Here is a 22,918-nt window from a genome sequence, read left to right as displayed (position 1 = left end):
GCTCCATTACCTCGCGGGTAATCCGATCGTTACCCCGCAGGTAATCGACCCGACGGCGGCGCGGGCCCAACCTCGATGCATGACCACGACCACCGAGCCCCAGCACCTCGTCGACCGCTACCTCGCCGCCTGGAACGAGCGCGACGACGCTCGCCGCGCCGCGCTGATCGCCGCGACCTTCACCGCCGACGCGCGCTACGTCGATCCACTCGCGGCGAGCGAGGGGCACGCCGGCATCGACGCGATGATCGGCGCGATCCAGGCGAAGTTCCCCGGCTTCGCGTTCGCGCCGCGCGGCGCCGCCGACCGCCACGGCGACAACCTACGCTTCGCGTGGTCGCTCGCGCCCGCGGGTGGTCAGGCCATCGCCGGCGGCACCGACTTCGCGACGGTCGCGCCCGACGGCCGGTTCGCCAGCGTCACCGGCTTCCTCGACGCGCTGCCGCCCCGACCGCGCGGCCACAACGTGACGCTGCCCGACGGCGAGACCCTGTTCTATCGTGACAGCGGCGGCGACGGCCCGGCGGTCGTGTTCGTGCACAGCTGGGGGCTGTCGAGCTCGATGTGGCAGTACCAGGTGCTTGCCCTGCGCGCGGCCGGCCTGCGCTGCGTCAGCTTCGATCGCCGCGGCCACGGGCGCTCGAGCCCGGCGACCGCGGGCTACGAGCTCGACACGCTGGCCGACGACCTCGCGGCCGTGCTCGCGCACCTCGACCTGCGCGGAGTGACGTTGGTCGGTCACTCGCTCGGCTGCGCGGAGATCCTGCGCTACGTCGCCCGTCACGGCTCGTCGCGCGTCGCCCGGATCGCCCTGCTCGGGCCGCTGACGCCGGTGCTGCGCCAGCTTCCCGACAACCTCGAGGGGATCCCCGACGCCGTGTTCGAGGCGGTGTTTGCGGGCTGGGCGCGCGACTTCCCGCGCTGGGCCGCCGAGAACGAGGCGCCGTTCTTCGTCCCCGAGACGTCGGCGGCGATGCGTGCATGGCTGATGTCCGAGCTGCTGAGCACGCCCGTCGACGTGGCGATCGCCACGCAGCGCGCGGTGGTGTTCTCCGACCTGCGCCCCGACCTCCCGGCGATCGATCGCCCGACGCTGATCCTCCACGGCGACCGCGACGTGTCCACCCCGCTCGCGCTCGGCCGTCGCACGGCGGCCGGCATCGCCGGCGCGCGCCTCGAGGTCTACGAAGGGGCACCGCACGGGCTCTTCATCACCCACATGGATCGCGTCAATCGCGATCTGCTCGCGTTCATCCGCGAGTGAGCCGCAGGGCAGCTCTGCAGGCGATCGCCGGTACGCGGCTGCACCTCCTGGACTCGTCCCGCGGAAGACCCGCGGCTCGGGCTCACGGTCATCGCCAGGGCGCTAAAAAACGGGCTACCCTCCACCGAGGGCATCGCATGAGCACCTTCGTCCTGATCCACGGCGCCGGCGACGTCGGCTGGTACTGGCACCTGGTCGAGGCCGAGCTGCGGGCGCGCGGGCACGACGTGGTGGCCCCCGACCTCCCTGGCGACGACGACTCGCTCGAGCTCGAGGACTACGCCGACGCGGTGGTCGCCGCCGTCGGCGACCGCAGGGACCTGGTCGTCGTGGGCCAGTCGTTCGGCGGGTTCACGGCCCCGCTGGTCGCTGCCCGGCTCCCCGTCGATGCCCTGGTGTTCGTCAGCGGGATGGTGCCCGCTCCGGGCGAGGCGCCGCGCGATTGGTGGCAGAACACGAGATACCGGCAGGCGGTCGAGGAGCAGGCCGCGCGCGACGGCGGGGTGACCGGCAGCGACGACCCGTACGTCTGCTTCTACCACGACGTGCCGCGCGAGCTGGCGACCCTGGCGATGAGCAAGGAGCGCGCGCACCCTGCGAAGGCCGCGATGGCGTCGCCGTGGCCGCTCGACGCATTGCCGGAGGTGCCGACCCGCTTCGTCCTGTGCGCCGACGATCGCTTCTTCCCGCCCGCCTTCTTGCGCCGCGTGGTGGCCGGTCGCCTCGGCGTCGTGCCCGACGAGATCGCTGCCGGCCACTGTGTGGCGCTGAGCCGCCCCGTCGAGCTCGCGAGCCTGCTCGAGCAGGCCGGGCGTCGGCGTCGGCCGCGGCTGCGGCTCATCGACCATTACGACGCCGAGCTGCGCCGTCACAACGAGCGGCTGCGCGCGGCGGCCGGGGTGCGCCCGGGTGATCGCGCGCTCGACATCGGTTGCGGCGGCGGGCAGTCCACGCGCGACGCAGCCCGGGCGGCGGCGTCCGGGAGCGTGCTCGGTGTCGATATCTCCGCGGAGCTGCTGGCGCTCGCGCGCCGACGCACCGCGGAGGAGGGGGTGCAGAACGCGACCTACGAGCGTGGCGATGCTCAGGTCCATGCGTTCCCGCCGGCCAGCTTCGACGTCGTCCTCAGTCGGTTCGGCACCATGTTCTTCGCCGACCCGCTGGCCGCGTTCAAGAACATCGCCCGCGCGACGCGCCCGGGCGGGCGCCTGGTCATGATGGTGTGGCAGAGCCGCGAGCGAAACGAGTGGGCCACCGCGATCCAGGAGGCGCTGGGCACCAGCCCGTCGCCAGGGCTGCTGGATCCGTTCTCGCTCGCCGATCCGCCCGCGGTCGAGTCTCTCCTCGCCGCCGCTGGCTTTATCGACATCGCCTTCGCCGAGGTGCGCGAGTCGGTCGATTACGGCCCCGACGCGTCCGCGGCGGTCGAGCTCGTGCGCGACTTCATTTCGACGCGGGAGATGCTCCTGCGAATGGAATCGGCGGCGGCGCAGCGCGCAGTGGGCAGGTTGCGTGCGACCCTCGCCGCGCACCAGACCGGCGAGGGGGTCCTCCTGGACTCGCGCGCCTGGATCGTCACGGCCCGCCGCGCGGCGCCGTAAAGGCGTCAGCCGACCTTTGCGACAGCCTCGAGCGCCTTCGCCTCGGATGGTGACCGCGATGAGAACGTCGCAGGTGCGGCGCTCGACGAGCGAGGCGAGGTTTCCGGCCGCCCTCGCCGTCGCGCCGCGACCATGCGCATGGGCGGGCGCTATTGCCTGTAGCGCTCGAGCAGCCACGAATCGATGTCGTGGCCGGCGGACAGATCGTAGGTCGCTGGGTCGCCGAAGCTCGGTCAATCCACAGATCGCGTCGCGGAGTCACGCGGACGCGCTTCCGCGGCCGATCTAGGGGGACTTCTCGTCGCGGAACTCGATCCGCAAGCGCTGGAGCACCTCGGCGGTGACCTTGCCGATGGGTTCGTGGCGCGATGCGACATGCTCGCGCTCCTGCTCGAGTCGAGGTTGATCCATTCGGTATCCGCCGCGATGCGCACCTCGGGGGCGGACAGCGCCTCGTACGGCAGCCAGCGCTCGAGCGGGAGCTTGTCGTCGACCTTCAGCGTCGCGACCTCCCACGCGTCGATGCCGTCGACGGACTCCGAGGCGTCGAACGAATAATCATCGAACACGACCCGGCCGTGCGGCGGAAGATGGAAGGCGAGGAAGCCGGGTGCACCGTACATCGTGACTTCGACGACTCGACCTCCCGCACCGTCGTAGGCCTTTCCGCCGAACGGGAGATAAGGCGCCGAGTTGGACACGAACACGGGGGCGGCCGGGAGCGCGTCTTCGGCGTGGTCAGGGAAGACCAACCAGACGGCGTGCCCGCGACGGTTCACGAGGGTCAGGCGGACGTTGTAGAAGCGCAGCGGGGGCTTGCCCATGCTGTGCCCCAGCAGCGTCGCCGTGATCGTCGAGGCTTCGGGGTCCACGGGCGCGAGCTCGACGGCAGGCGCGGGCACGGCCTCGGGCTCGCGCCGCGAGGCTGCCGTGCTCGGCGGAGCATCGGGGACGACGGGCGCGGACTCGGCGGCGGGCGTGGGCACGGCCTCGGGCTCGCGCCTCGCGGTCGGAGTGCAGGCGACAGCGAGCTGCAGCAGACCGACGACGTGGCGGAGCATCGCCGCAGTATCGGCGCGGCAGTCCTTGGCGGCAAGCAGAGGCGCGCCGCCTGCGAACGCTCTGACCTCGCGCGCCGCCCCGCAGCGTCGAGCAAGACCGACGCCGCCAAGTACCAGCGCGCCCATGCCGAGGTGCGGCCGAGCTGGGCGGCGCTCGACGTTCGACGCTTCGAGCTTGACATGAGGGGGTGTATGTGGCCGAGGAGTCTCATGAAGACTGAGTCCGGAGCGGAACCGAGAATCATCACGCAGTTTAGCGCGTTTGCCTCGCTTGAGGAGCTTGGCCAGGGAAGACATCTGGTCCCCAGAAAGGCGATTGGCAGCGAGCAGGGCATCGCCTGGCGGCTCGCCGAACTCGCGGAGTCTGCGGCGGTTTTTGAGGCTCGGCACGGAGATACAGCCGCCGGCTCTCTGGACGACCTCGCGGAGGCGACGACGGCTGAGTACCGACGTGTACCGCGTGCCATCCGGCGGGTGCCGGCGCCGCTGAGCCCGTCAGAATGCTGCATGGATGGAAGACGCGAAGTCGTATGCATCGCTTCCATCACCGGCGACGAAGATGTATGCCACGTCGCGAGAAGGATTGCAGGCAACCACGCCGTCCTGGCCCAAGAGCCGGGTCCTCGAGCTCGCCCCGGCCTTCTGGCTGAAGACCCTCGAGAAGGAGGACACCCAGCGGCGCCTCAATCTCAACCCCTTCCGCGCAGCCACGCTCGTCGCTCGCCTCCCGACTGTCCAGCGGAGGGCCAGCCGCAGGTCAGGACGCGGTCCGTCAACATCACGTTGGCCTCAGGCCGGATCGACCCAGTAGACCTGCTTGTGGCCGAGCGCCGTGAACATCCGCTCCTGCTCACGCGCCTTCGCGTAGCTGCGAAACCGAGCGACCTCGAAGCGGTTGCAATTATCGTCCTCGCGCCACAGCGCCCAGACGGGCAATCGCGTCAGGTTGACCTGCGGATGGATGAGCCAGCAATCTTCATCATCGATCGCCAGCGCCTCGAACAGATCCACGATCGCATCATGCAAGTCGTCGCCGCGCAGCGTGCAAATACCCAGCCATTTCGGCCGCTCGAACTGCCCGCGCGCCACGAACGGTCGCCCGCGGGCCGGCGCGCAGAAGCGGACCGCCGCACACCAGCCGATCCCGTCGAGCCACCACCGGATCGCTTCGGTCCCGGTCTGCGCCGCGAAATCCTCGAGGTCACGCTCGAGCACCACCAGCGCCTCGTCATCGGCGAGGAATGCCTCGCCTTCGCCGAGCCAGCGCAGATAGGCGCGCAAATCGACCTCTCGCACCAATTCGTGATCGCCCCACCGCTCCTCGAGATTCAAGATCGAGTCGAACACGCAGTTTGCATCCGGCGATGTGAACGGGCTGCCTTGGCCGCTACCGGGCGGCCATACCTCGCGGGTCCAGGCCTTCACCTCCGCGCGGGTCATCCGCCCCTCGAGCAACGCACGCAACTTGACGACCATGGTCCGCACGGCCTCGGTTTGCGCGAGTCGCTGTTCGGCCTGCTCAAGCCTTGTCGCCGGCACGGCTCCATTCTACCCCGCCGCCCGCGCCGCCGCTCGCTCGCACTCGCGCACTCACGCCGGGTGAAGAAGCCGCACCCCCTTCAGGGGCGCGGCGCTCCGGTGCGCGTCGACATCCCGGGCGACACTCCGCGCTTCGTAGCGACCACGGAGCGGATCTTCGTCCACCGACGCCTCGCCCCACATCTCGATGTGGTGCGTCGCACAGATACCGTGCGGCAGTCGCGGGCGACCGCCTGGGCCTGGCGTAGCCGAAGGAGGTTCCCGATGTGTTCCAGGACAGCGGCATTCGGCGGCGCGTTGGGCTAGAATGGCGGGCGTGGCGGACGAAGCAATCGAGCATCGCGCAGAGCCGGGCGATCAGGGGCCGATCCTGGACGAGTTGCGGCGCTTCGTCGATACGCAGGTGGCGCTCGTCGCCGCCTTTCACCGAGCCTTCGCTCGCGGGGAAGGAATGTTCTGGTTCCGCGAAATACCGTTCGTCGGAGAGGTGGAGCTCGACGCGCAGCGCTGGAAGTACACGCGCCACGGCGGCGGGGTCGCGTTCTACGAACCGGTGTCGCGGCGGGCGATCGACGTCCACGACAAGCTCGACCGGCCGCACATGTTCGACGCCTGGCGCTTGCAGCTCTATTTCGGCTCGCTGCGGCGGACCGGCATGAAGATGCTCGAGCGGGCGTGCGGACGGCGGGGCATCTCGGCGAAGGACGCGCTGGAGCTGTTGGTGCCGCACTGGCGCGACCTGGGCGTGGTGAACGACGTGAGCGGCGCGCTGACGCTCCCGGCGACCGCCCCGCGCTGAGTTCCTGCTCGAGTGCCATGCCGAGCTCGAAGGGCTGCATGCGGGCCGGGCAACACGGCCGGCGACGGCGGAGCGAACCCCCGAAGAGCCGATCGACGCGAAGGGGCGAGTATCGCATCCTTTCGCTATAGCGAGGTGCCTCGTTCGCACGCATGCGCCGTCGAGGGCGCTACAGGCCCCAGCGCGTCCGCCATGCCCAGGCTCATGATGCCTGGCGACGCCGTGGAGCGTCACCCGCGGCCCTTCGGGCTTTCTTGCGCTTGACGAGGATTCTCATCGAACTGTTTGAGCGCGCGGCGACTGCTTCCGGTAACTTCTGAACGGAGTGACGCCGCCACGACAGCGCGACGGGGGCGGCCGAACGTGGCTCTGGACAGGGTGGTTCGTGCTGGTCCTGGCCTGTTCGCGGCGCGCCGACCCCCCGAGCGAGGGGAGCACCGGCTCGGCCGCGCCGTCGACAGTGCCCTCCCAGACGCCACTGAGTGCCCGCGACGAGCCGGGGCACCTCGAGGTCGTGCTCGAGCCGCGCAAGATCGCCGGGCTCCACGACGTCGTCCAGGTCGTCGTGGGTCAAGAGCTGACTTGCGCGCGGCAAGTGGAAGGCGCGGTGTATTGTTGGGGGCGCCTCGATGACCCCGAAACGCAGACTGGGGACCCGCGCCGGATCACTCGGCTCGACGGGGCACACCTGTTCCCCGACCGCGACGCGTATATCGGCGCCGTCGTCGGGGCCGACTGGTTGACGTATGCGCCCGGCCGACTCGAGGCGGAGGAACTCGGATTGCACAGCCTTGGGGTGGCGGTCCCGATCGACCTCACGCGGCTCGAGCGCGGTCGATTGCGGAGCCGGGCAGAGCGTATCTGTGTCGTTCGAGACATGGGGGAGCCTGTCTGCACCACCGTATCCGCCTCTTCACCGCAGCACGTCGAACCTCCGCAGGCGCTCGCCGGCGTTCGCGACATCGCGCTGTGTCTTGACGGCATGTGCACCCTCGACGCCGCGGGCTCGGTCGCATGCGGACGGCTCGAGCACCCCGAACGCGCGCCGAGCGAGCCGATCGGCTTGCCGGCACCGGCGGTTCAGCTCGCGTGCCTGTCGCAGGACAGCTGCGCTCGTCTCCGCGACGGAACGGTCCACTGCTGGACGGATCCCCGAGCGAAGAATTTGCGGCCGCTGTACCCCGTCACGCCGATCGAGGTCCCGCTCCGGCGTCCGGCCGTCGGCCTCGCGCTCTCGTTGAGCTCGGCCTGCACGTGGAGCCGGGACGGCGCCGTCGAATGTTGGGGCGAAGCCCTCACGCCTCCGCTTCAAGAGGCGCTCCAGCGCGGCTCGGTCCGTTCGCCCCGCACGCTGGCGAACGTCCGGGACGCAGTCCAGGTCGCCGTCGGCTATTCGCATTCGTGCCTTCTCCATGCCTCGGGTGAAGTGAGTTGCTGGGGCGCGAACCGGCATGGCGAGGCCGGCGGCCCTATGGTGGACGCTCGTTGACCGCGCGGAGCCTCACTCGGTGATGCGCGTCACCTTCATGCTCATGCTGGCCGCGGCCCTCTGGTCGCTCCTGGTCCAGCTCCCAGCGAATCTGACGGGGAGATGATGCATGAGACGCGTGTATTCGTCGCTGACGACGGATAGCGCCAGGTCGGCCGTACCGCGGCGCGCCCAGCCGGTCTTGTCGGTCTCTTGCCAATCGAAAAGAATATGGATGGAGTTGCCGTCGAGGGAAAAACCGCCGCCCGAGACGACACCGCGGCGCCGCACCTCGTCAACCACGTATTCGTAGGCGCCGGAGATCTCAATGACCCCGCTGGAGTAGATCTTGATCTTGATTGGCGGCTTCGAGTGCGTATGCGTCTTCCGATCATTGTCGAACTGCAACTCCTCGACGATGAGCCCCGGGGCGATTTGGGCGCCCTTCGCAGTGGCCTTGGCCTCGCGCCTCTTCACCGTGTGCGCCGTCTGGTCGAAATCCTTGGGGAGAAACAGATCGCCGGCGCGCTTGACCCTCTCCTCAGGGCTGAATGCGGGGTCGGCCATGACACTCCCTACGTATTCCTTCCGGCCTGGACCGGGTTTGTCGGCGAAGAACACGCCCATCGGCGGCTTGCCCGGGGATTGGCCGCCTCGGGCGGCGCATCCGAATAGTTGGTCCGTACCGGGAGACCGAGCCCGATCCGGATAACGTTGAGCCGAAACTCCACGTCGCCGATCCAAGAGACGGACTTCTTCTCCGCCGGTCCTTGCATAGCGATCTCGCGTTCACCAGTCAGCGGGCTCCCGAACGCGTCATTCGCGCTCACGGCGTCCTTGTAGCCCTCCAGATGCAGGATCTCGTGCAGGAGGATCCAGAACAGACTCCATTGGCTCTCCTTGCGGATGTATGTGCTCTCCATCCAATCTGGCTTGACGTGGATCTTGCCGTCCTTCGCGGCCATCGGGCCCTCGAGACGAGAGTCGCTGCTCTCGATGACTTTGATTCCTTCGTCCTTGACGCGGCTCCGCAGCTTCTCGCGTGTGTCGGTCCAGATCTCCAACGCCGTGTCTGCGCCGACGCTCTCGTATCCCCCGCGCGGTCCGGTCCCCCCAACCGTCGAGGCCGCAGTGATTGGGGTCGATGAGCAGCAGGCCCTCGCGATGGCCCTCGCACTCGGGGCCGAAATGCAGCTCGAACTGACGCGCGCGACCCGACTCGGCGGCGAGGTAGAACGAGGTCAGATGGAGGGAATCGGTGGGGGCGATCGTGCTGCTTGTCATGTCTGGTCCTCCGCTCGGCGAGGGGGCTGCCCGATCCGAGCGGTGCTCGAGCAGGCTCTGGTGGAGCGACGCAGGGCGCGCGTGACGATGCGCCGTCTACCACGCGTTCCCGGTCAGCGACATCACCTCGTACGTAACGATCTGTCCGTCCACGCCGGCGGACCCGGCGATGGTCGTCCGCTCGGTCGATACGATGGCGAAGGTCGCGATGTTCGTCGACCTGGCGCCGGCGGGCAGATTCGCGGTGGGTATAGCGAGCGTGAGGCGGATGATGTGCAGGTCCGGCACGCGCTCGAGCTCGACGGTCACGAATTTGCCGGCCTGAGTCTGCTCGAGATAGAGCTCCCGGCCGCTGAAGATGCGCCGGTCGTACTGGAGCGTGGGTTCGCCGTCTCGCTGGCCGAACACGATCCGCATGCCATCGCAATGGAGGTGGTATTCCTGAATATCTTGCATTGTGTTGTGCATCGGCTCCTCGTCGGATTCTGTGGTCACTCAATTAAGAGTGATCCGGGTGAAACGGCAACCGAAAGATGTGCGCCCGCCGGAGCGGCCGCGCCCGCGAACGGCTTCGAATCCTCCACGCCGGCCGGGCCGTCTCGCTCAAAGACGCCCGTGCCGCAGGTCGTCGTCCGGCGAAAAGCTGTCGTGCTCGCGCCCGGGGCCGCAACCATGATCCCGGCATGCGTTCCTCTCTCGCCTGGCTCGACAGCTGCACAGCCAAGATCTTCGAGTTGCTCGCCGAAAAGTGAGCGGCTTTCGTTCTCCAGAGAGCGGGCGATGGCTGGAAGCCGCATCATTGCTTGCGGCTACACGGTCCGGCTCGCAAGCGCGATGAGCGCACCGATGCAGGTTATGCAGGAGCGTGCAAAGCCGGCGCGACAGGGCCTGGGTAACCGCTCCTGCGCTACATCGACATCCATGACAGCGAGGCGATCCTGCGTGCGCTCGACCTGACCGAGCCGGAGGTGCCAATCGACCTCGTGCTGCACACGCCGGGCGGGCTGGCGCTGGCACCTCGTTCGGCGCCCCGTAACAGGCTCGGATGGATGGCACAAGACTTGCTCAAGCAGGTGCATGACGAAAACGGCCGGCGAAGTCTCCAAGGACAGCATGGTCACGTGTGCTGTTCTTCTTTTCTGCGTTGCGGCTCTCACCGCATGCGGTGATGACGCTGGTACCTCGGGTTCCACCGGCAGCGCGAGCGAACTGACGACCAGCGAGACCCCGACAAGCTCGGGGAGTGCCGCCGATAGCGGGAGCAGCACCAGCGGCGGCTCCGGCTCCGAGAGCGCGTCTGACGGCACCGGCCCCAGCGACGACCCGTTGACGCACGAACCGGTGTGCAGCCGCGAGCAGTTCTGGACCATGGGAAACGAGGAGTCGCCAAACATGCATCCGGGCGTCGCGTGCCTGACGTGTCACGACGCCATGGAGCCGGAGATCGCCGATCGCTTTCCGATCGCCGGTACGGTCTATCCGACCGGTCACGAGCCCGACGACTGCCTCGGCCTCGACGGCAGCGCCGTCCCGATCTTCGTGGAGATCACGATGGCCGACGCGCGCGTGGTCAAGCTCGCGGTCAACGGCTCGGGTATTTCATGTACGACATCTTCAAGGACGGCGGTTCCGTCATGTTCCCGATCACTGCGCGCGTCGTACAGGGTGATCAGGAGCGCAAAATGCTCAGCCCGCAGGCGACGGGCGATTGTAACAGTTGCCACGCGCAGACCGGCACGCTCGGCGCCCCTGGCCGCATTGTTGCTCCCATTCTGTGAATTGCCCGCCACGAGTGGTAGTGCAGGCGTGAGGACGGAGAGCACAGAGCGTCCTGCCACCGCGGCGGCTGCTGACCTTCAATCAGACCTCTCAAAGCAAGGATTCAAGATGCCTCAATACATCGCCTGGTTCGACGAACTTTCGAAGGCCGATGTCTCCCGCGTCGGGGGCAAGGGTGCCAATCTCGGCGAGATGACGCGTGCCGGCCTGCCGGTACCGCCCGGCTTCGTCGTCACGACGGAAGGATTCCTCGCCGCACTGTCCGATGCGGGCGTGCGTGACGAGCTCCGCGCCGCGTTCGTCAGCGCCGACCCCGACGACCCGGCCGCGCTCGCCGCCGCTTCCCTTCGGATGCGCGAGTTGGTCGAGCGTGCAGGTGTGCCGTCGGAGGTGCGCACGGCTTTGGCCGGCGCCTACGCGCGGCTCGGCGCGGACGCGGCGGTGGCGGTGCGTTCCTCGGCGACCAGCGAGGACACCGGTGCGACCTCCTTCGCCGGGATGCACGAGACCTTCACCAACGTCGTCGGCGAGCATGCGCTGATCCGGCGCGTGATCGACTGCTGGAAGTCCGCCTACGGCCAGCGAGTGATCGCTTATCGCCGGGCCGAGGGGATGACGGAGGAGCCGACGATCGCCGTCGTCGTGCAGAAGATGATCGCCTCGGCGCGCTCCGGGGTGATGTTCACCGCCGATCCGGCGACCGGCGAACGCGGCACGATCGTCGTCGAGGCCGCGTTCGGGCTCGGCGAGGTCGTCGTCGGCGGCCAGGTCGAGGTCGACACCTACGTGCTCGCCAAGGACGGCCCCAAGATGCGCTCGGCGCGGGTCGGCCACAAGGCGTTCAAGATCGTCCGCGGCGCCGATGGCAACGACGAGAAGGTGCCGCTGAGCACAGGCGAGGCCGATCGCAGGGTCCTGAGCGACGCCGAGGCCGAGGCGCTCGCAACGATGGGCCTGCGCGTCGAGGCTCACTACGGCACACCACAGGACATCGAGTGGGGCGAGGTCGACGGAGTGTTTTCACTGCTGCAGACCCGCCCGATCACGACGCTCGCCGGAGCGAGCGCGGACGCGGCGCCCGCGAGCGATTCCGGGGCGTTGATCACCGGCCTCGGCGCCTCACCGGGCGTCGGCAGCGGCGCAGTGCGGGTGCTGCGGACGCCGGGCGACGGGGCTAAGTTGCAGCGCGGCGAGGTCCTCGTCGCGCCGATGACCTCCCCAGACTGGGTGCCGACGATGCGCCGCGCCGCGGCGATCGTCACCGACTCCGGCGGCATGACTTGCCACGCCGCGATCGTCAGCCGCGAGCTGCGGATCCCCTGTATCGTCGGCGCGCGTGAGGCGACCCGCGTGCTGCGGGACGGCGAGCTCGTCACCGTCGACGGCCGACGCGGGCAGGTGACCGAGGGGCTCGTCCCCGCCGCGCCGCCGCGGGTCGAAGCGATCGCGCCGCGTCCGGTCGCGGCGACCGAGGCGCTGGCGACCCGGCTGTACGTCAACCTGGCGATGGCCGAGCACGCCGAGACCGCGGCCGCGCTGCCGGTCGACGGGGTCGGCCTGCTGCGTGCCGAGTTCATGATCCTCGACGCCCTCGGCGGACAGCACCCGCGCGAGCTGGTCGCCCGGGGCGGCGGCCGCGAGTTCGTGGCGAAGATGCGGACGCAGCTACTGAGAATCACCCGCGCCTTCATGCCGCGGCCGGTCGTGTACCGAAGCTACGACTTTCGCACCAACGAGTTTCGCGGGCTCGCCGGCGGTGAGAAGCACGAGCCGCAGGAGGAGAACCCGATGATCGGGTACCGCGGGTGCTTCCGCTACATCAAGGACCCGGCGCTGTTCGACCTCGAGCTCGAGACCCTCGCACGCGTCCGTGAGGAGACGCCGAACCTTCACCTGATGATCCCGTTCGTCCGCACGAAATGGGAGCTCGAGCGCTGTCTAGAGCGCATCGCTCGCAGCCCGCTCGCCGGCGATCGCACGCTGCTGCGCTGGGTAATGGCCGAGGTGCCCTCGGTCGCGTACTGGCTGCCGGACTACGCCAAGCTGGGTATCGACGGGGTGTCGATCGGCTCGAACGACCTGACGCAGCTGATGCTCGGGGTCGACCGCGACTCGGCCACCTGCGCCGAACTGTTCGACGAATCCGACCCGGCGGTGGTCGACGCGATCTCGCGCATCATCGCCGGTGCACGCGCCACGGGCATGACCTCGTCGCTGTGCGGGCAGGCGCCGTCGAATCACCCCGCATTCGCCGAGACCCTGGTGCGGCTCGGCATCTCCTCGATCTCGGTCAACGTTGACGCGGTCGACGCGGCCCGGCGCACGATCGCCGCTGCCGAGAAGCGCATGCTGCTCGACGCGGCCCGCAGCGCGCTCCAGCCACGCAGTTGACCGGGCCATACCCGGCGGCCGCAGCCGACTCACGCTCCACGTGCATTCCGCTGCGGCCGCCATGAACCACTGCGCGCACGGCGTCCCATGAGCGCGGTGGTCAGCTCCTGCTGCTCCGCCCTGGCCTGGCGCAGCCGCATGAACTCGGTCACATCCTCGACGCGGTGGATGATGTATGCGATGTCGCCGCGGGCGTCGAACACCGGCGTGTTGCTGGGACTCCACCAGCGCTCCTCGAACTCGCCGCCCTCCTCGGCGGGCCGTCGGATGTCGTACTTCTGCACCGCCATGGTGTCCGGCGCGCGGCTCTACGCCGAGGGTCCGAAACCGGAATGGCCGGCGTTCGGGGCGCCGCATCGGCTGCGTCGGAGCGCGAGGCGGAGCGCATCCGATGCGGCACTGCGACCCGCGGCATCCATCACGTTGAACGCATGCTCTCCCGCTCCTCGTACACCGGCTCGACTCCGCACGCGGGCTCCACCGCGCTTCGTCCCTCGTTCCTGGGCCTGGTCACGGCCCTGGTCCTCCTCACTCCGCTCTCGGCCTCCGCCGCGCCCGCCACCGCGGGCCCGACCTCGGTGCCCGCACTCGTGGCGATCGTGATGGGCTTCGGCGGCCTCGGCGGGTTCGTCGATGGCCTCACCACTGATATTGTATATCGCGTCAATTTCGGCGGGCGCAGCGTGGATATCGGCTCGCTGGGCGACGTCCTCGCCGGGTCGACGGCGGCCATTGCGATCTTCACCGTCGGCAACGCCCTCTTCCCCGAGATGCAACTGAAGTCTTTCGGCACCGACCTCGGAGAATCGATCCGCATCATCGCGCTAAGCGTCCTGTCCGGCTACGCGGGCGTGAGGTTGTTGAACCCGTTGACGCGCAAGCTCGTCGAGCAGATCTCGACCGACAAGGTGCAGGAGGCCGCCAGGTCCTTCAAAGCTCGAGACGAGGAGCTCGTCATCAACATCAAGGAAGGCGACCGAATGCTCTATCGCTTCGATATCGAGAAGGACAAGCTCTTCGCAGAGAAGAACACGGCGCGGGCGAGTGAACTGCTCGAGGGCGCGACGAGGAGCTTCGAGATCGCACTCCGGATGGACCCGCTCGACGCCGAGGCGCTGATGGGCCTGGCCAAGGCAGCTCGCCGGCGCGCAGAGGTGAAGGAGCTCGCGGGCGCGAGCCCCGAGGCCGACTGGATCCTGGCGCTGCAGTTCCTCGATCGCATCACCGGCAACAACCCGCGAGCGGCCCGCGCCTTCTACAACAAGGCCTGCTACCGCCAGATCCGCCAGAAGGGCAAGGAGCTGGCCGCCGACTCCGCGCGAGACCTGACGACGGCGTTCGAGCTGCAGCCCGCGCTCAAGCAGCGCGCGGCGTCCGACCCCGACTTCGCAGCCGTCCGCGACACCGAGTCGTTCAAGGCCCTGATCCACGCGGCATAATCACGCGCGCTCGGCGACCGAGCGCAGGCGATTCCCAGGAGTGGGTCCAGCAAGCGGGCTAGCGCGCGCCTGATGCTCGCCGGGTCACGGCGAGGTCATGCGCGCGGCGAACTCGGCGGGCTCGGTGTCGCTTGTCCGTGCGATCGAGATCGTGAAAGACACGCGCTCTTGGTCCGACTCGAACGGACCGAAGGTGAGCATGCGACCATCCACCGTGAGCGCGAGGATCTCGAAGCGCGCCAGGTCCTCGCCCTTGCGAGCCCTGAACCTCCAGGCCGCCTCGGTCCCGGATTGCTGCGGTCGAAGGTGAAGGTGAAGGACGCGTCTTGCGCGGCGGACCGGGCACTCACCTCGGCGAAGATGAGCTCCGCGTCGACGCTGGACGGGTCGGGCCCGTTTCGCAAGGACCACGGGGCCGTGAGCGCCAGATGCACGACACGCGTCCGGAAGAAGTCGTCTGCCACGGGCATGATAGTCTCGGGCTCCGTTTGATAGCGCCACTCGGTCCAGACCCAACCCGCGTCGGCGATCTCGATCGCGTATCGGAACGAGAAGCCCCGCTCGAAGATCGAGTCGGGCCATACGACGAGCTCGCGGGTGTCGCCCGCGGTGAGGGTGCAAGTGAGATCGGGGGCCGCGTCGGCTGCGGCCCGGCCGCTCTTGATCTGAACCAGGACGGCGCGGACCTCGGGGAGCGCCGCGAGGTCCGCCTGCGCGCGGATGCGGATCGGGGTGCGAGGATAGACGTGCGCGAGCGTGACGACCGCCGCGAGCGCGCCCTCGGCCTGCCAGGGTCCGACCGCGAATCGGTCCGAGGCGGACTCGTACAGGACCGGCCGCCAGCGCAAGCCGTCGGAGCCGAAATCCTCGGCGGGCAGCGTGAGCCAGCGATACGGGAGCGCGGGGGTCAGGGCGGCACGACGCAAGGGCCGCGGCTCGGCGTCGCCGGCCGGCGAGAGCTCGATGTCGACGTGGGCGACGTGGACGAACACCTCCGGGCTGGCCTTCACGTGGGCCAACACGAACGGCAGCGCTGCGGCGCCGACCTCCACGATCGGCTCCGTGGCGGTGACCCAGGGCGGATCGGCGGGGAAGAGCCGCACGCCGGGGCGCGACGGATCGGCGTCGGCGAGGCGCACCTGGACCTGATATTGGTACGTGAAGTCCGTCATCGCAATGCGCTGCACGGCACAGCGGGCCACCGGCGGCGCATCGGCGTCGAACACGGCCTCGAAGACATTCTGCTCGAGCGAGCCGAGCCGGCGCGAGCGGACTTTGACCGTCACCCGATCGATGCCGCGCCCGTCGACGGGCAGGAGGTTCTCGATGAGGACGCCGACGGTACCGACGGGCGGGAGGTCCAGGACCTCGGGGAAACAGTCGCGCCCCGCCTCGGTGCCCGCGGTCTGGTGATAGAAGGCCGACAGCGACCACTCGCCTTCCCACGTGTCTTCCCAGGTCCGCGCGCGGGACAGGTCGACCGTCCATTCAGCGTCCGCGACGCGCTCATCGGCCAGGAGCGTCAGGCGTCGCAGCGGGAACGGACTGCCGCGACCGTCGTCGACCGCGAGCTGAGCGGCGAGCAGCGGCGCGACGATGCGCGCCACCTCGCTGGTGAAAGCGATGGACGGCCTAGACGGCTCGGTCGATTCGACACGCAGCGTCGGCGCGGCCATGGTGTGCAGGAGGTGCCCGAGCCGCGCGCCGGTGAGCTCGCCGCCGGCGTCCTGCAGGGCGCGATGGGCCGCGCGGAGGTCGACACGGACGCGCGCCGGAAGGGGCGGCTGGGCGATCGCGTAGGCCAGGCGCGCGCGCACCCGTACGGTCTCGGCGCCCGCGCGCAGCGTCTGTCGGATCATACGCGCCTGCTCGCGGGTCAACCCGATCTCGGCCCGGAACCCGCCGTGGGTGGTGTCTTCCACGACACACGGCTCGCCGTCGAAACCCTCCCAGGCGACGCGGAGCTCGCCGCCGGTGAATGAAACACCGACGATCACGGGCTCTGCAGCGGACGACTCGGGCACCGCTTCCGGAGAGACGGCGGGGAACAACGGCGTGAACGCTGCGACCAGTCGTGCCCCGCGCTCGGGGTGCTCGTCCTGGTAGAAGAGCAAGGTGAACTCGGCGCTGCCGTCGTGCCGGCGCTGCAGCCCGAGCGCCGTCGGAAAGACATAATAGCGGGACCGTTCGGCGTCGTCGCGATAGAGCTTCGTGCCGTCAGGGGTTTCGAGTGCGTCGACGTTCGTCAGCATGGATCACTCGCTCGGGGGCACGAGGGTGAGCGAGGGACCCTCGCCCCGCAGCCACGACGTCTCGGCCACCTTGACGAGCCGGCCGTCGCCGGCCTGCCGCCACGACTCGACGCGGTAAAAGTAGGTGTCGGCGCCGGGCTGCTGCAGGAGATACGGCAAGAACGGCCGCACCAGCGCGACCGTCCGCCCGCGGGCATCGGCGTCGAGCTCGATCGTGGTCTCGTCCGCGTCGAAGCTCACCGTCACGCGCGCGAGCGCGTGCGGGCCGGTGAAGTAGGAGGCGTCAATGGTGACCGCGACCTCGTGGACGATGTCGTCCCAGCCCGGCGTCTCGAGCACCGAGCGCCACAGCGCCTCGAAGTCGAGCTCGACGTCGACGCGCCCGGGGACCAGCCGGACGCCGAACACCTGGGCCGGCGCAGGCTCGATCCGGACGCGACAATCATACGAGGCGCCCGGCGTCAGCCGCAAGGGCAGCGTGCCCGGCGCGAGCGTGGCGAGCGTCCACCGATCCTGCGCCGGATCCGCGAGGAGGTAGATCGCGGCCTCCGACAAGGCCCACGGGCTCTCGATGGCGTTGGTCACGCGAATCCCGTAGCTCCCGTCGCCGGAAGGCGTCGGTGCGAGTAATTCCGCGTCGAGCACCGGCCCCACCATTTTTGCCAGTTGCCCCGAGAAGGGAACGGCCTGTTCGGCGGCGGCTCCGGGCAAGCGATAGCGGACCTCTCCGTTCAGCGTCGCGCCGCCGATGCGCATGCTCTGGAACACCTCGGCGAACTCGCTCGACGAGAGCATCAGGCTGTCGACCACGTGCCTGTCGAAGATCACCGCGGCTTCTGGACGCTCCACCGTGCGGACGCCGCCGCTGCCCTCCTTCGGCAAGACAAGCCGGAGCGCACACCAGTCGGGCACCAGCGGCAGGAGGGTGGCCGGTTCGTCACCTGGGATCAAGCGATGGTCGGCGATGTAACGTCGCGCGTCCGCTTCGCGGTGGGGTTTGAGGTAGGGGACGGCTCTGAAGGTGAATTGCACCGCGTACTCGGCCGCCGCCTGTTCGTCGTTCTGATCGACAAGAGAGAAGAAGGCGATCTGCAGCGACGGCCGGTAGGTGGGACCGCGAACCTCGTCGCGCGCGAGGCGGAACTCGTCCGGGAGAAAATAGAAGACGCGCCGCTCGGCGGCATCTTGGAAGATCGTCTGATCGGTCGCCACTCCGTGGCGCACCAGCGCGGCCCCGCTGGCCGGAGGGCGCGGCGGGTAGAGGTAACCGTGCAGCGCCGGATCGAAGTGAAAGTCGAGGGACTGTTCCAGCGCCACCCGCAGCCGGGTGAAGGCCGGCTCGCCGACCGCGTCCGCGAAATACTTCCTCGGCAGCGATCCGAAGTTGCGTCCCGCCGGCGCCGTCGGCCGTCCACCCCCCGGCGAGGGCGACGGGCGCACCGGCCCGAGCTCGGCGTGGCCCGCGGCCAAGAGGGTCTCGAGGCGAGGCGCCGCGACCGGTTGCGTACGCAGGTCGGGGAGGTGCAGCGCGCGGCGTGGTAGCAGGCGCCTGGGCGGCAGCGCCATGCGAACGTGCGGCTGCGGCGGCCGGCGGACGACGTGCTTCGGCACGTAGACCTGGTTCGCGTTCCTGAACGCGATCTCGGCCTCGCAGCGGACGACGAGTTGGCAGCGGGCCTGCGGATCGCTCAATGCATAATGGATCGCGTCGACCTCGGGCAGCGTCGCCAGGCGCAGGGCGGCCTCGATCTCCTTGTGTTCGCGCTGGACGACCTCGTCGAAGGCGACCTGCTTCCAGATCTTGACCGGATCGACGCCGGCGTCGGCCTCGGTGGCCAGGTAGCGCAATGACAGGGCGACGCTGTGCGGCAGCGGCAGCAGCTCGGTCACGGGCGCCTCGGCGCTCGGACCGCGCTCGTAGCCGATCTCGAGGATGGCGGTCACCGCCGCGCCCGCGAAGTGGCCGAAGACGATCTTGCTGATGCGGTCGCCCTGGCACGACCAGGCGACCGTCTGGTCCGGCCCGTACGCCTCGACGGCGCGATCGGCCTGGCCGAGGAGCAGGCCCTCGCGGTCGTACGCCTTCAATGAGTAGACGACCGCCGCGCCGCAGAACCGGATCGTCACCGCGTGCACCGGCTGGGCGAAGGTGACGGCGATCGGCACCGTGTTGCAGCGCTCCGCGTTGTCCGGTGAGGCGCTCGTCAGCACCGCACCGCTGTTGGCGTAGCGGTAGGCGGGGAGGATGGCCACGGCGCGCGCGTCCTGGCAGTACGCGCCCTGCGGCTCGCCGGCGACGACGATGCCGTCGGCCGAGAGCTCGTCGCCGCGCAGGAGGCTCGGGGCGGTCAGCGCGCGGCGACGGAGCACGTCGCTGAAGCAGATCTGAGTCTGCTCGGGCCCCGGAGGCGCCGACTCGCCGGCGCCGCGTTCGTAGTCGATCGCCACCAGCGCTGTCAGCGGCGGTGCGGAAGCTCCGAAGTGCCCGAAGAGGACCTTGCGGATGCGGTTCTCCGGGCACGACCACGCCACCGTGTGGCTCTGCCGCAATGCCGTGACCGTGCATTCGGCCTGGCCCAGCAGCTGGTCGCGGTCGTCGTAGGCCCGCAACGAATAGTCCACCAGCGCCCCGCAGAACGTGAGCGTGACCGCGCGGACCGTCTGCGCGAAGGTCACCTCGATCGGCACCGTATTGCACATACGCGGATCTTGCGGCGATGCGGCCGTCAAGATCGCCTCGGAGTAGCCGTCGGCGCCCGCGGGGTGAATCGCGGCGGCTCGCGCCTCCTGGCAATAGGCGCCCTGCGGCGCCCCGGCGACGGTGATCCCGGCGGCCGCGAATTCATCCCCCTGGAGCACCCCACCGGGCAGCTCGGCGAAGCGAAGCTGCTTGCGCACGGGGCTTTGCGGGCTCGTCGCCCGCTGCCCGCGCAGGCGCACCTTCAGGCGTCCGGCGAACGTCTCGCCGGGCAGCAGCTCGAGCGTCACGTCGTAGCGCTGGACCGGAGGGTCCGAGGATTGCGAGACGCCCGTGTGATAGATCGGCAAATAGTAGCCGCGCCCCGCGATCTTGCCGTCGCGGTACACCTCCTCGGGATCGAGCACGCCGGAGCCCGAGATCGGGCAATCCAGGCCCGCCTCGTCGGAGACCAGCGCATCGGCCAGATCGGCGAGCGCGCGCGCGGAGCGGAGCTCGGCGCGCGCCAGGAGCAGCGCGCGCGGCTGGATCGAGACACCGTCGGCGAATACGAGGACAGAGTCGGAGGCCATGAGAGTTCCTTTCACCGCGGAGGGCCGACCGCTACGCTTCCATCACGAGCGACTGGATCACCGTCGCCAGGTCCGCGCTCGCCATGGCCTCCTCGGCCGAGCTCGGGTTGACGCAGCGGCGCGGCGGCTGGGCGAGCACCTGGCCGACCCGGTAGTTCATCCCGCCCCACGGGTTGCGGAACGTGACCTCGCCGACGTCGGCGCGCACGCTGACGACCTCGTGCGAGCCGGTGCCCCATTTCATCTGGGTGAGCACGGGCAGGCTCGGCTGCTGCAGCTGCTGCACGATTCGAGCCACCAGATCGGAGCCTGCGCCGGCGATCGCCTGGTGGCTCCGATTGCGCAATCCCCGGAGCATGCGGCACAGCTCGTCCATGGTGAGCCCGCCGCGCGCGTCGGTGAAGACGTCGCGGATGTTGCTGTACGTCAGGCCCGGCCGCGAATAGCTCATCATGCTCGACTGGAACAGCCGCTCGAACCAGCTCCGGCGCAGGAACGAGGCGACGCCGGTCGATTGCTCGGCCCGGTCGAAGGCGTACGTGTCCGCCGGGACCGCGGCCTGGTCGCCGTTGGCGAGCGCCACCTTGCCGCCCTCCGCCAGCAACCCCGTCGCCAGGCGCACGTACTCGGCCGGGAAGTACGTCGCCATCAGCCAGGACACCGACGTCGGCACGCAGGTGCCCTTGGTGCCCTGATTGATCTCGAACGACGGGTCCGCGACCTCCTCGATGGCCTCGGCGACCAGGATGTCCCCGCCGTCGGGGATGTCGAGGTGCGGATCGAGGTCGACGAGGGCGGTCAGGTTGTCGAGCAAGGTCGCCTGCGCGGCGCTCAGATCCTGGCTGCGGACGGCGGGGGCAGGACTGCCGCCGGCGACGAAGGCCGGGATCTTGCGGTCGAAGAGCTGCAGCAACGCGCGCCGGGCGGGCATGTCGGTGGCCGCGAACACCAGGAGCGCCTTGGCCCGCTGCGTCGTCGCCAGCGCGGTGTAATTGTCGTGACCGACGAATCGCCGCAGCAAGTAGGCTCCCTCGTATGATTCGGGGTAGCGGGTCAGCAGCGTGAGCTTGGCCCGGTAATAGGGCGACACCTGCTCGAGCGCCTCCTGGTCGGGGAAATTCCACGGGGCGTTCAGCGGGTCCCGCGGGACCCCGAAATAGTGGGCCCTGCCCGCGGCGGCCTGGCCGTCGTCGACCGAGCGGACGGTGTGCGGCGCGGTGCCGGCCCAGTCGGGCGTCGCCTGGTCGCTCGCGGTCACGCGATAGAAGACGTGCGCGTTGCCCCGCAGCCGCTCCCAAACCGGGTTGGGCAGCTCGTACGTCGATTTGCCGCCGGCGAGCTGGAGACGCTGGGCGGTGACCCCCTCGGCGCCCGCGGCGCTGTCGAAGTAGGTCTCGGGCGTGCGCGCGGACGCCTGGGGCGCGGTGAACAGCTGAGGCCGCGCGGCGAACTCGATGCGCACGAGGGCGCTCGCCTCGTCCGCCTGCGCTCGGAAGCGCGGAGCCGGTCCCTCTCGGTGGAAGGTGAAGTGAGTCGGTCGCAATAGTACCTTGCGCATGGTATTTCTCCTTGGCGTTGCAGTCACAGGTCGACGACCAGGCGTCTCGCGTGATTGGTCGTGGATTCCACCGATTGCGAGTCCGCGCCGATGACCTTCTTCAGGCGGTAGCGGTAGGCGAGCGGCGATGCCTGCAGTACCAGCAGCTGCGTCGCCGCCTCCGTCGCCGCGCCGCGCAGGACCAGGGTGTCGTCGTCGATCACCTCGCCCGTGGGCGTCAGCGTCTCCACCGTCACGACGAGGCTCGTCAGGCCGGCCTCCGCGACCGAGCGGGTGAATACCAGCCTGATCGACTCGACGCCGTGGGTGCCGTCGCCGAGCAGGCACTGCGCGGTCGTCATGTGCCGCCACGCGTACTCCTGCACGTCCCAGTCCGCGGTGGTGATCGACCAGCGGACCTGATACGCGTCGCTCTTCGGGTCGGGGTCGGGCGCTGGGATCTGGACCCAGCGCGGCTTGAGGTCGTCGGCGCCGAAGTCCTCCTGGCGGTGGAAGCGATAGCCGCCCTTCTCGAACAGGATCTCCGCCGAGATCCCGCGCACGTCCTCGGCCTTCACCGCCGGGATCAGCTGGACCCGCCGCGGCGCGCCGCGGAACGGTCCGGGTACGATCACGGCCTCCTCGGTCGAATGGACCGGCGCGAGCCGGAAGTAGGTGTTGTCGGCGTCGTTGAGGTGATACGCGAAGGTGATCTCGTAGCCGCGCAGCTCCGGGTCCTGCGGGTACACGACCCACTTCTGCGGCGCGAGCCGGTCCTGGCGGAAGCTGAACAGCTGCTGGGCCTGAAATTCGTGCGCGGGGTCGTCGTACTTCAACACGACGTCGACCTGGCGGGTGACGTTCCAGTCGATCGGGCCGGCCTCGAGGGCGATCTGGATCGGCCTGAATTCGTTGGCCGGGTGGATGACGAGGTCGCGCTGGGCGGTGCTGTCGTCCTTGACGAGGACGCGGGCCTTGCTCTCGATGTTGGCCAGGTCCTTGAGGAAGACCTGGGTGGTATAGCGATAGCGGCGGACCGGGTTCTCGCGGTCGATCAGGACGTTGAACGGGCGCGCCGGCTCGTTCGGGGCGGCGAAGGTCCATCCGTCGGTGTGGACGAGCGGGCCGGCGGGGTTCGGCTGGTAGGTCGCGTTCACCACGACCTTGTCGATGCCGAGCTCGCCCCAATCCCCGGTCACGCCGATGCGCGCGCAGCTCGTGGAAGAACGGGTCG

16 protein-coding genes and 1 pseudogene are annotated in these 22,918 nt (G+C 69.4%); 8 read left to right on the top strand and 9 right to left on the bottom strand.

The genetic code is table 11. The features are described 5' to 3' along the window. Positions 1–79: 79 nt before the first annotated feature. From OV079_RS50570 to OV079_RS60035, 3 genes and pseudogenes are all read left to right on the top strand, one after another. On the top strand, positions 80–1,264 hold the full coding sequence (locus tag OV079_RS50570) for an alpha/beta fold hydrolase (RefSeq protein ID WP_267777719.1): 1,185 nt from the start codon (positions 80–82) through the stop codon (positions 1,262–1,264). Between the two features lie 137 nt (positions 1,265–1,401). Beyond that, positions 1,402–1,998 (top strand): annotated as a pseudogene (locus OV079_RS60040) (alpha/beta fold hydrolase); the annotation flags it as partial. A 96-nt stretch (positions 1,999–2,094) separates the two neighbouring features. Beyond that, positions 2,095–2,865 carry a class I SAM-dependent methyltransferase gene (locus tag OV079_RS60035; protein WP_420829607.1) on the top strand — a complete coding sequence of 257 codons (771 nt, stop codon included), beginning with the start codon at positions 2,095–2,097 and terminating at the stop codon, positions 2,863–2,865. A gap of 233 nt (positions 2,866–3,098) precedes the next feature. Here the strand turns inward: OV079_RS60035 and OV079_RS50560 are convergent, their stop codons facing one another. Beyond that, positions 3,099–3,926, bottom strand: coding sequence for a hypothetical protein (locus tag OV079_RS50560; RefSeq protein WP_267777716.1), 828 nt, complete (start codon positions 3,924–3,926; stop codon positions 3,099–3,101). Positions 3,927–4,715: 789 nt separating this feature from the next. Next, complete coding sequence (locus OV079_RS50555; protein WP_267777714.1) at positions 4,716–5,402, bottom strand: hypothetical protein; 687 nt, start codon at positions 5,400–5,402, stop codon at positions 4,716–4,718. A 379-nt stretch (positions 5,403–5,781) separates the two neighbouring features. Here OV079_RS50555 and OV079_RS50550 point away from each other — a divergent pair, with 379 nt between their 5' ends. Then, the gene (locus tag OV079_RS50550) at positions 5,782–6,264 is read left to right on the top strand and encodes a DUF6896 domain-containing protein (RefSeq protein WP_267777712.1); all 483 of its coding nucleotides are present in this window, start codon (positions 5,782–5,784) and stop codon (positions 6,262–6,264) included. Between the two features lie 385 nt (positions 6,265–6,649). Then, positions 6,650–7,753 (top strand): RCC1 domain-containing protein, encoded by a 1,104-nt coding sequence (locus OV079_RS50545; RefSeq protein ID WP_267777710.1) that lies wholly within the window; start codon positions 6,650–6,652, stop codon positions 7,751–7,753. Between the two features lie 12 nt (positions 7,754–7,765). Here the strand turns inward: OV079_RS50545 and OV079_RS50540 are convergent, their stop codons facing one another. From OV079_RS50540 to OV079_RS50530, 3 genes are all read right to left on the bottom strand, one after another. Then, a complete protein-coding gene (locus OV079_RS50540; protein ID WP_267777709.1) occupies positions 7,766–8,299 on the bottom strand; it encodes a hypothetical protein in 534 nt (177 codons plus the stop codon). Between the two features lie 8 nt (positions 8,300–8,307). Then, positions 8,308–8,796 (bottom strand): hypothetical protein, encoded by a 489-nt coding sequence (locus OV079_RS50535; protein ID WP_267777708.1) that lies wholly within the window; start codon positions 8,794–8,796, stop codon positions 8,308–8,310. A 316-nt stretch (positions 8,797–9,112) separates the two neighbouring features. Then, positions 9,113–9,472, bottom strand: coding sequence for a hypothetical protein (locus OV079_RS50530; protein ID WP_267777707.1), 360 nt, complete (start codon positions 9,470–9,472; stop codon positions 9,113–9,115). Positions 9,473–9,918: 446 nt separating this feature from the next. Here OV079_RS50530 and OV079_RS60030 point away from each other — a divergent pair, with 446 nt between their 5' ends. The 3 genes from OV079_RS60030 to OV079_RS50520 all read left to right on the top strand — a co-directional run bounded on the left by OV079_RS60030 (position 9,919) and on the right by OV079_RS50520 (position 14,625). After that, positions 9,919–10,185, top strand: a complete 267-nt coding sequence (locus OV079_RS60030) for an SDH family Clp fold serine proteinase (protein WP_420829606.1) — start codon at positions 9,919–9,921, stop codon at positions 10,183–10,185. A gap of 718 nt (positions 10,186–10,903) precedes the next feature. Further along, positions 10,904–13,186 carry a phosphoenolpyruvate synthase gene (ppsA, locus tag OV079_RS50525; RefSeq protein ID WP_267778836.1) on the top strand — a complete coding sequence of 761 codons (2,283 nt, stop codon included), beginning with the start codon at positions 10,904–10,906 and terminating at the stop codon, positions 13,184–13,186. A 164-nt stretch (positions 13,187–13,350) separates the two neighbouring features. Beyond that, positions 13,351–14,625 (top strand): TPR end-of-group domain-containing protein, encoded by a 1,275-nt coding sequence (locus tag OV079_RS50520; protein WP_267777705.1) that lies wholly within the window; start codon positions 13,351–13,353, stop codon positions 14,623–14,625. A 95-nt stretch (positions 14,626–14,720) separates the two neighbouring features. Here the strand turns inward: OV079_RS50520 and OV079_RS50515 are convergent, their stop codons facing one another. From OV079_RS50515 to OV079_RS50500, 4 genes are read right to left on the bottom strand one after another with little or no spacing between them, the layout of a single operon-like run. Beyond that, positions 14,721–16,877: a hypothetical protein gene (locus OV079_RS50515; RefSeq protein ID WP_267777703.1), complete on the bottom strand. Its 2,157-nt coding sequence runs from the start codon at positions 16,875–16,877 to the stop codon at positions 14,721–14,723. A 3-nt stretch (positions 16,878–16,880) separates the two neighbouring features. Beyond that, positions 16,881–20,147: a hypothetical protein gene (locus OV079_RS50510; protein ID WP_267777702.1), complete on the bottom strand. Its 3,267-nt coding sequence runs from the start codon at positions 20,145–20,147 to the stop codon at positions 16,881–16,883. A 31-nt stretch (positions 20,148–20,178) separates the two neighbouring features. Next, complete coding sequence (locus tag OV079_RS50505; RefSeq protein ID WP_267777700.1) at positions 20,179–21,705, bottom strand: hypothetical protein; 1,527 nt, start codon at positions 21,703–21,705, stop codon at positions 20,179–20,181. A 23-nt stretch (positions 21,706–21,728) separates the two neighbouring features. Continuing rightward, complete coding sequence (locus tag OV079_RS50500) at positions 21,729–22,883, bottom strand: hypothetical protein (protein ID WP_267777699.1); 1,155 nt, start codon at positions 22,881–22,883, stop codon at positions 21,729–21,731. Between the last annotated feature and the right edge of the window lie 35 nt (positions 22,884–22,918).

It is taken from the genome of Nannocystis pusilla, assembly GCF_026626665.1.
Taxonomy (GTDB): domain Bacteria; phylum Myxococcota_A; class Polyangia; order Nannocystales; family Nannocystaceae; genus Nannocystis; species Nannocystis pusilla.
Note: the sequence above shows the minus strand (reverse complement) of the source record. Positions and strands in the feature narration are given on the sequence as shown.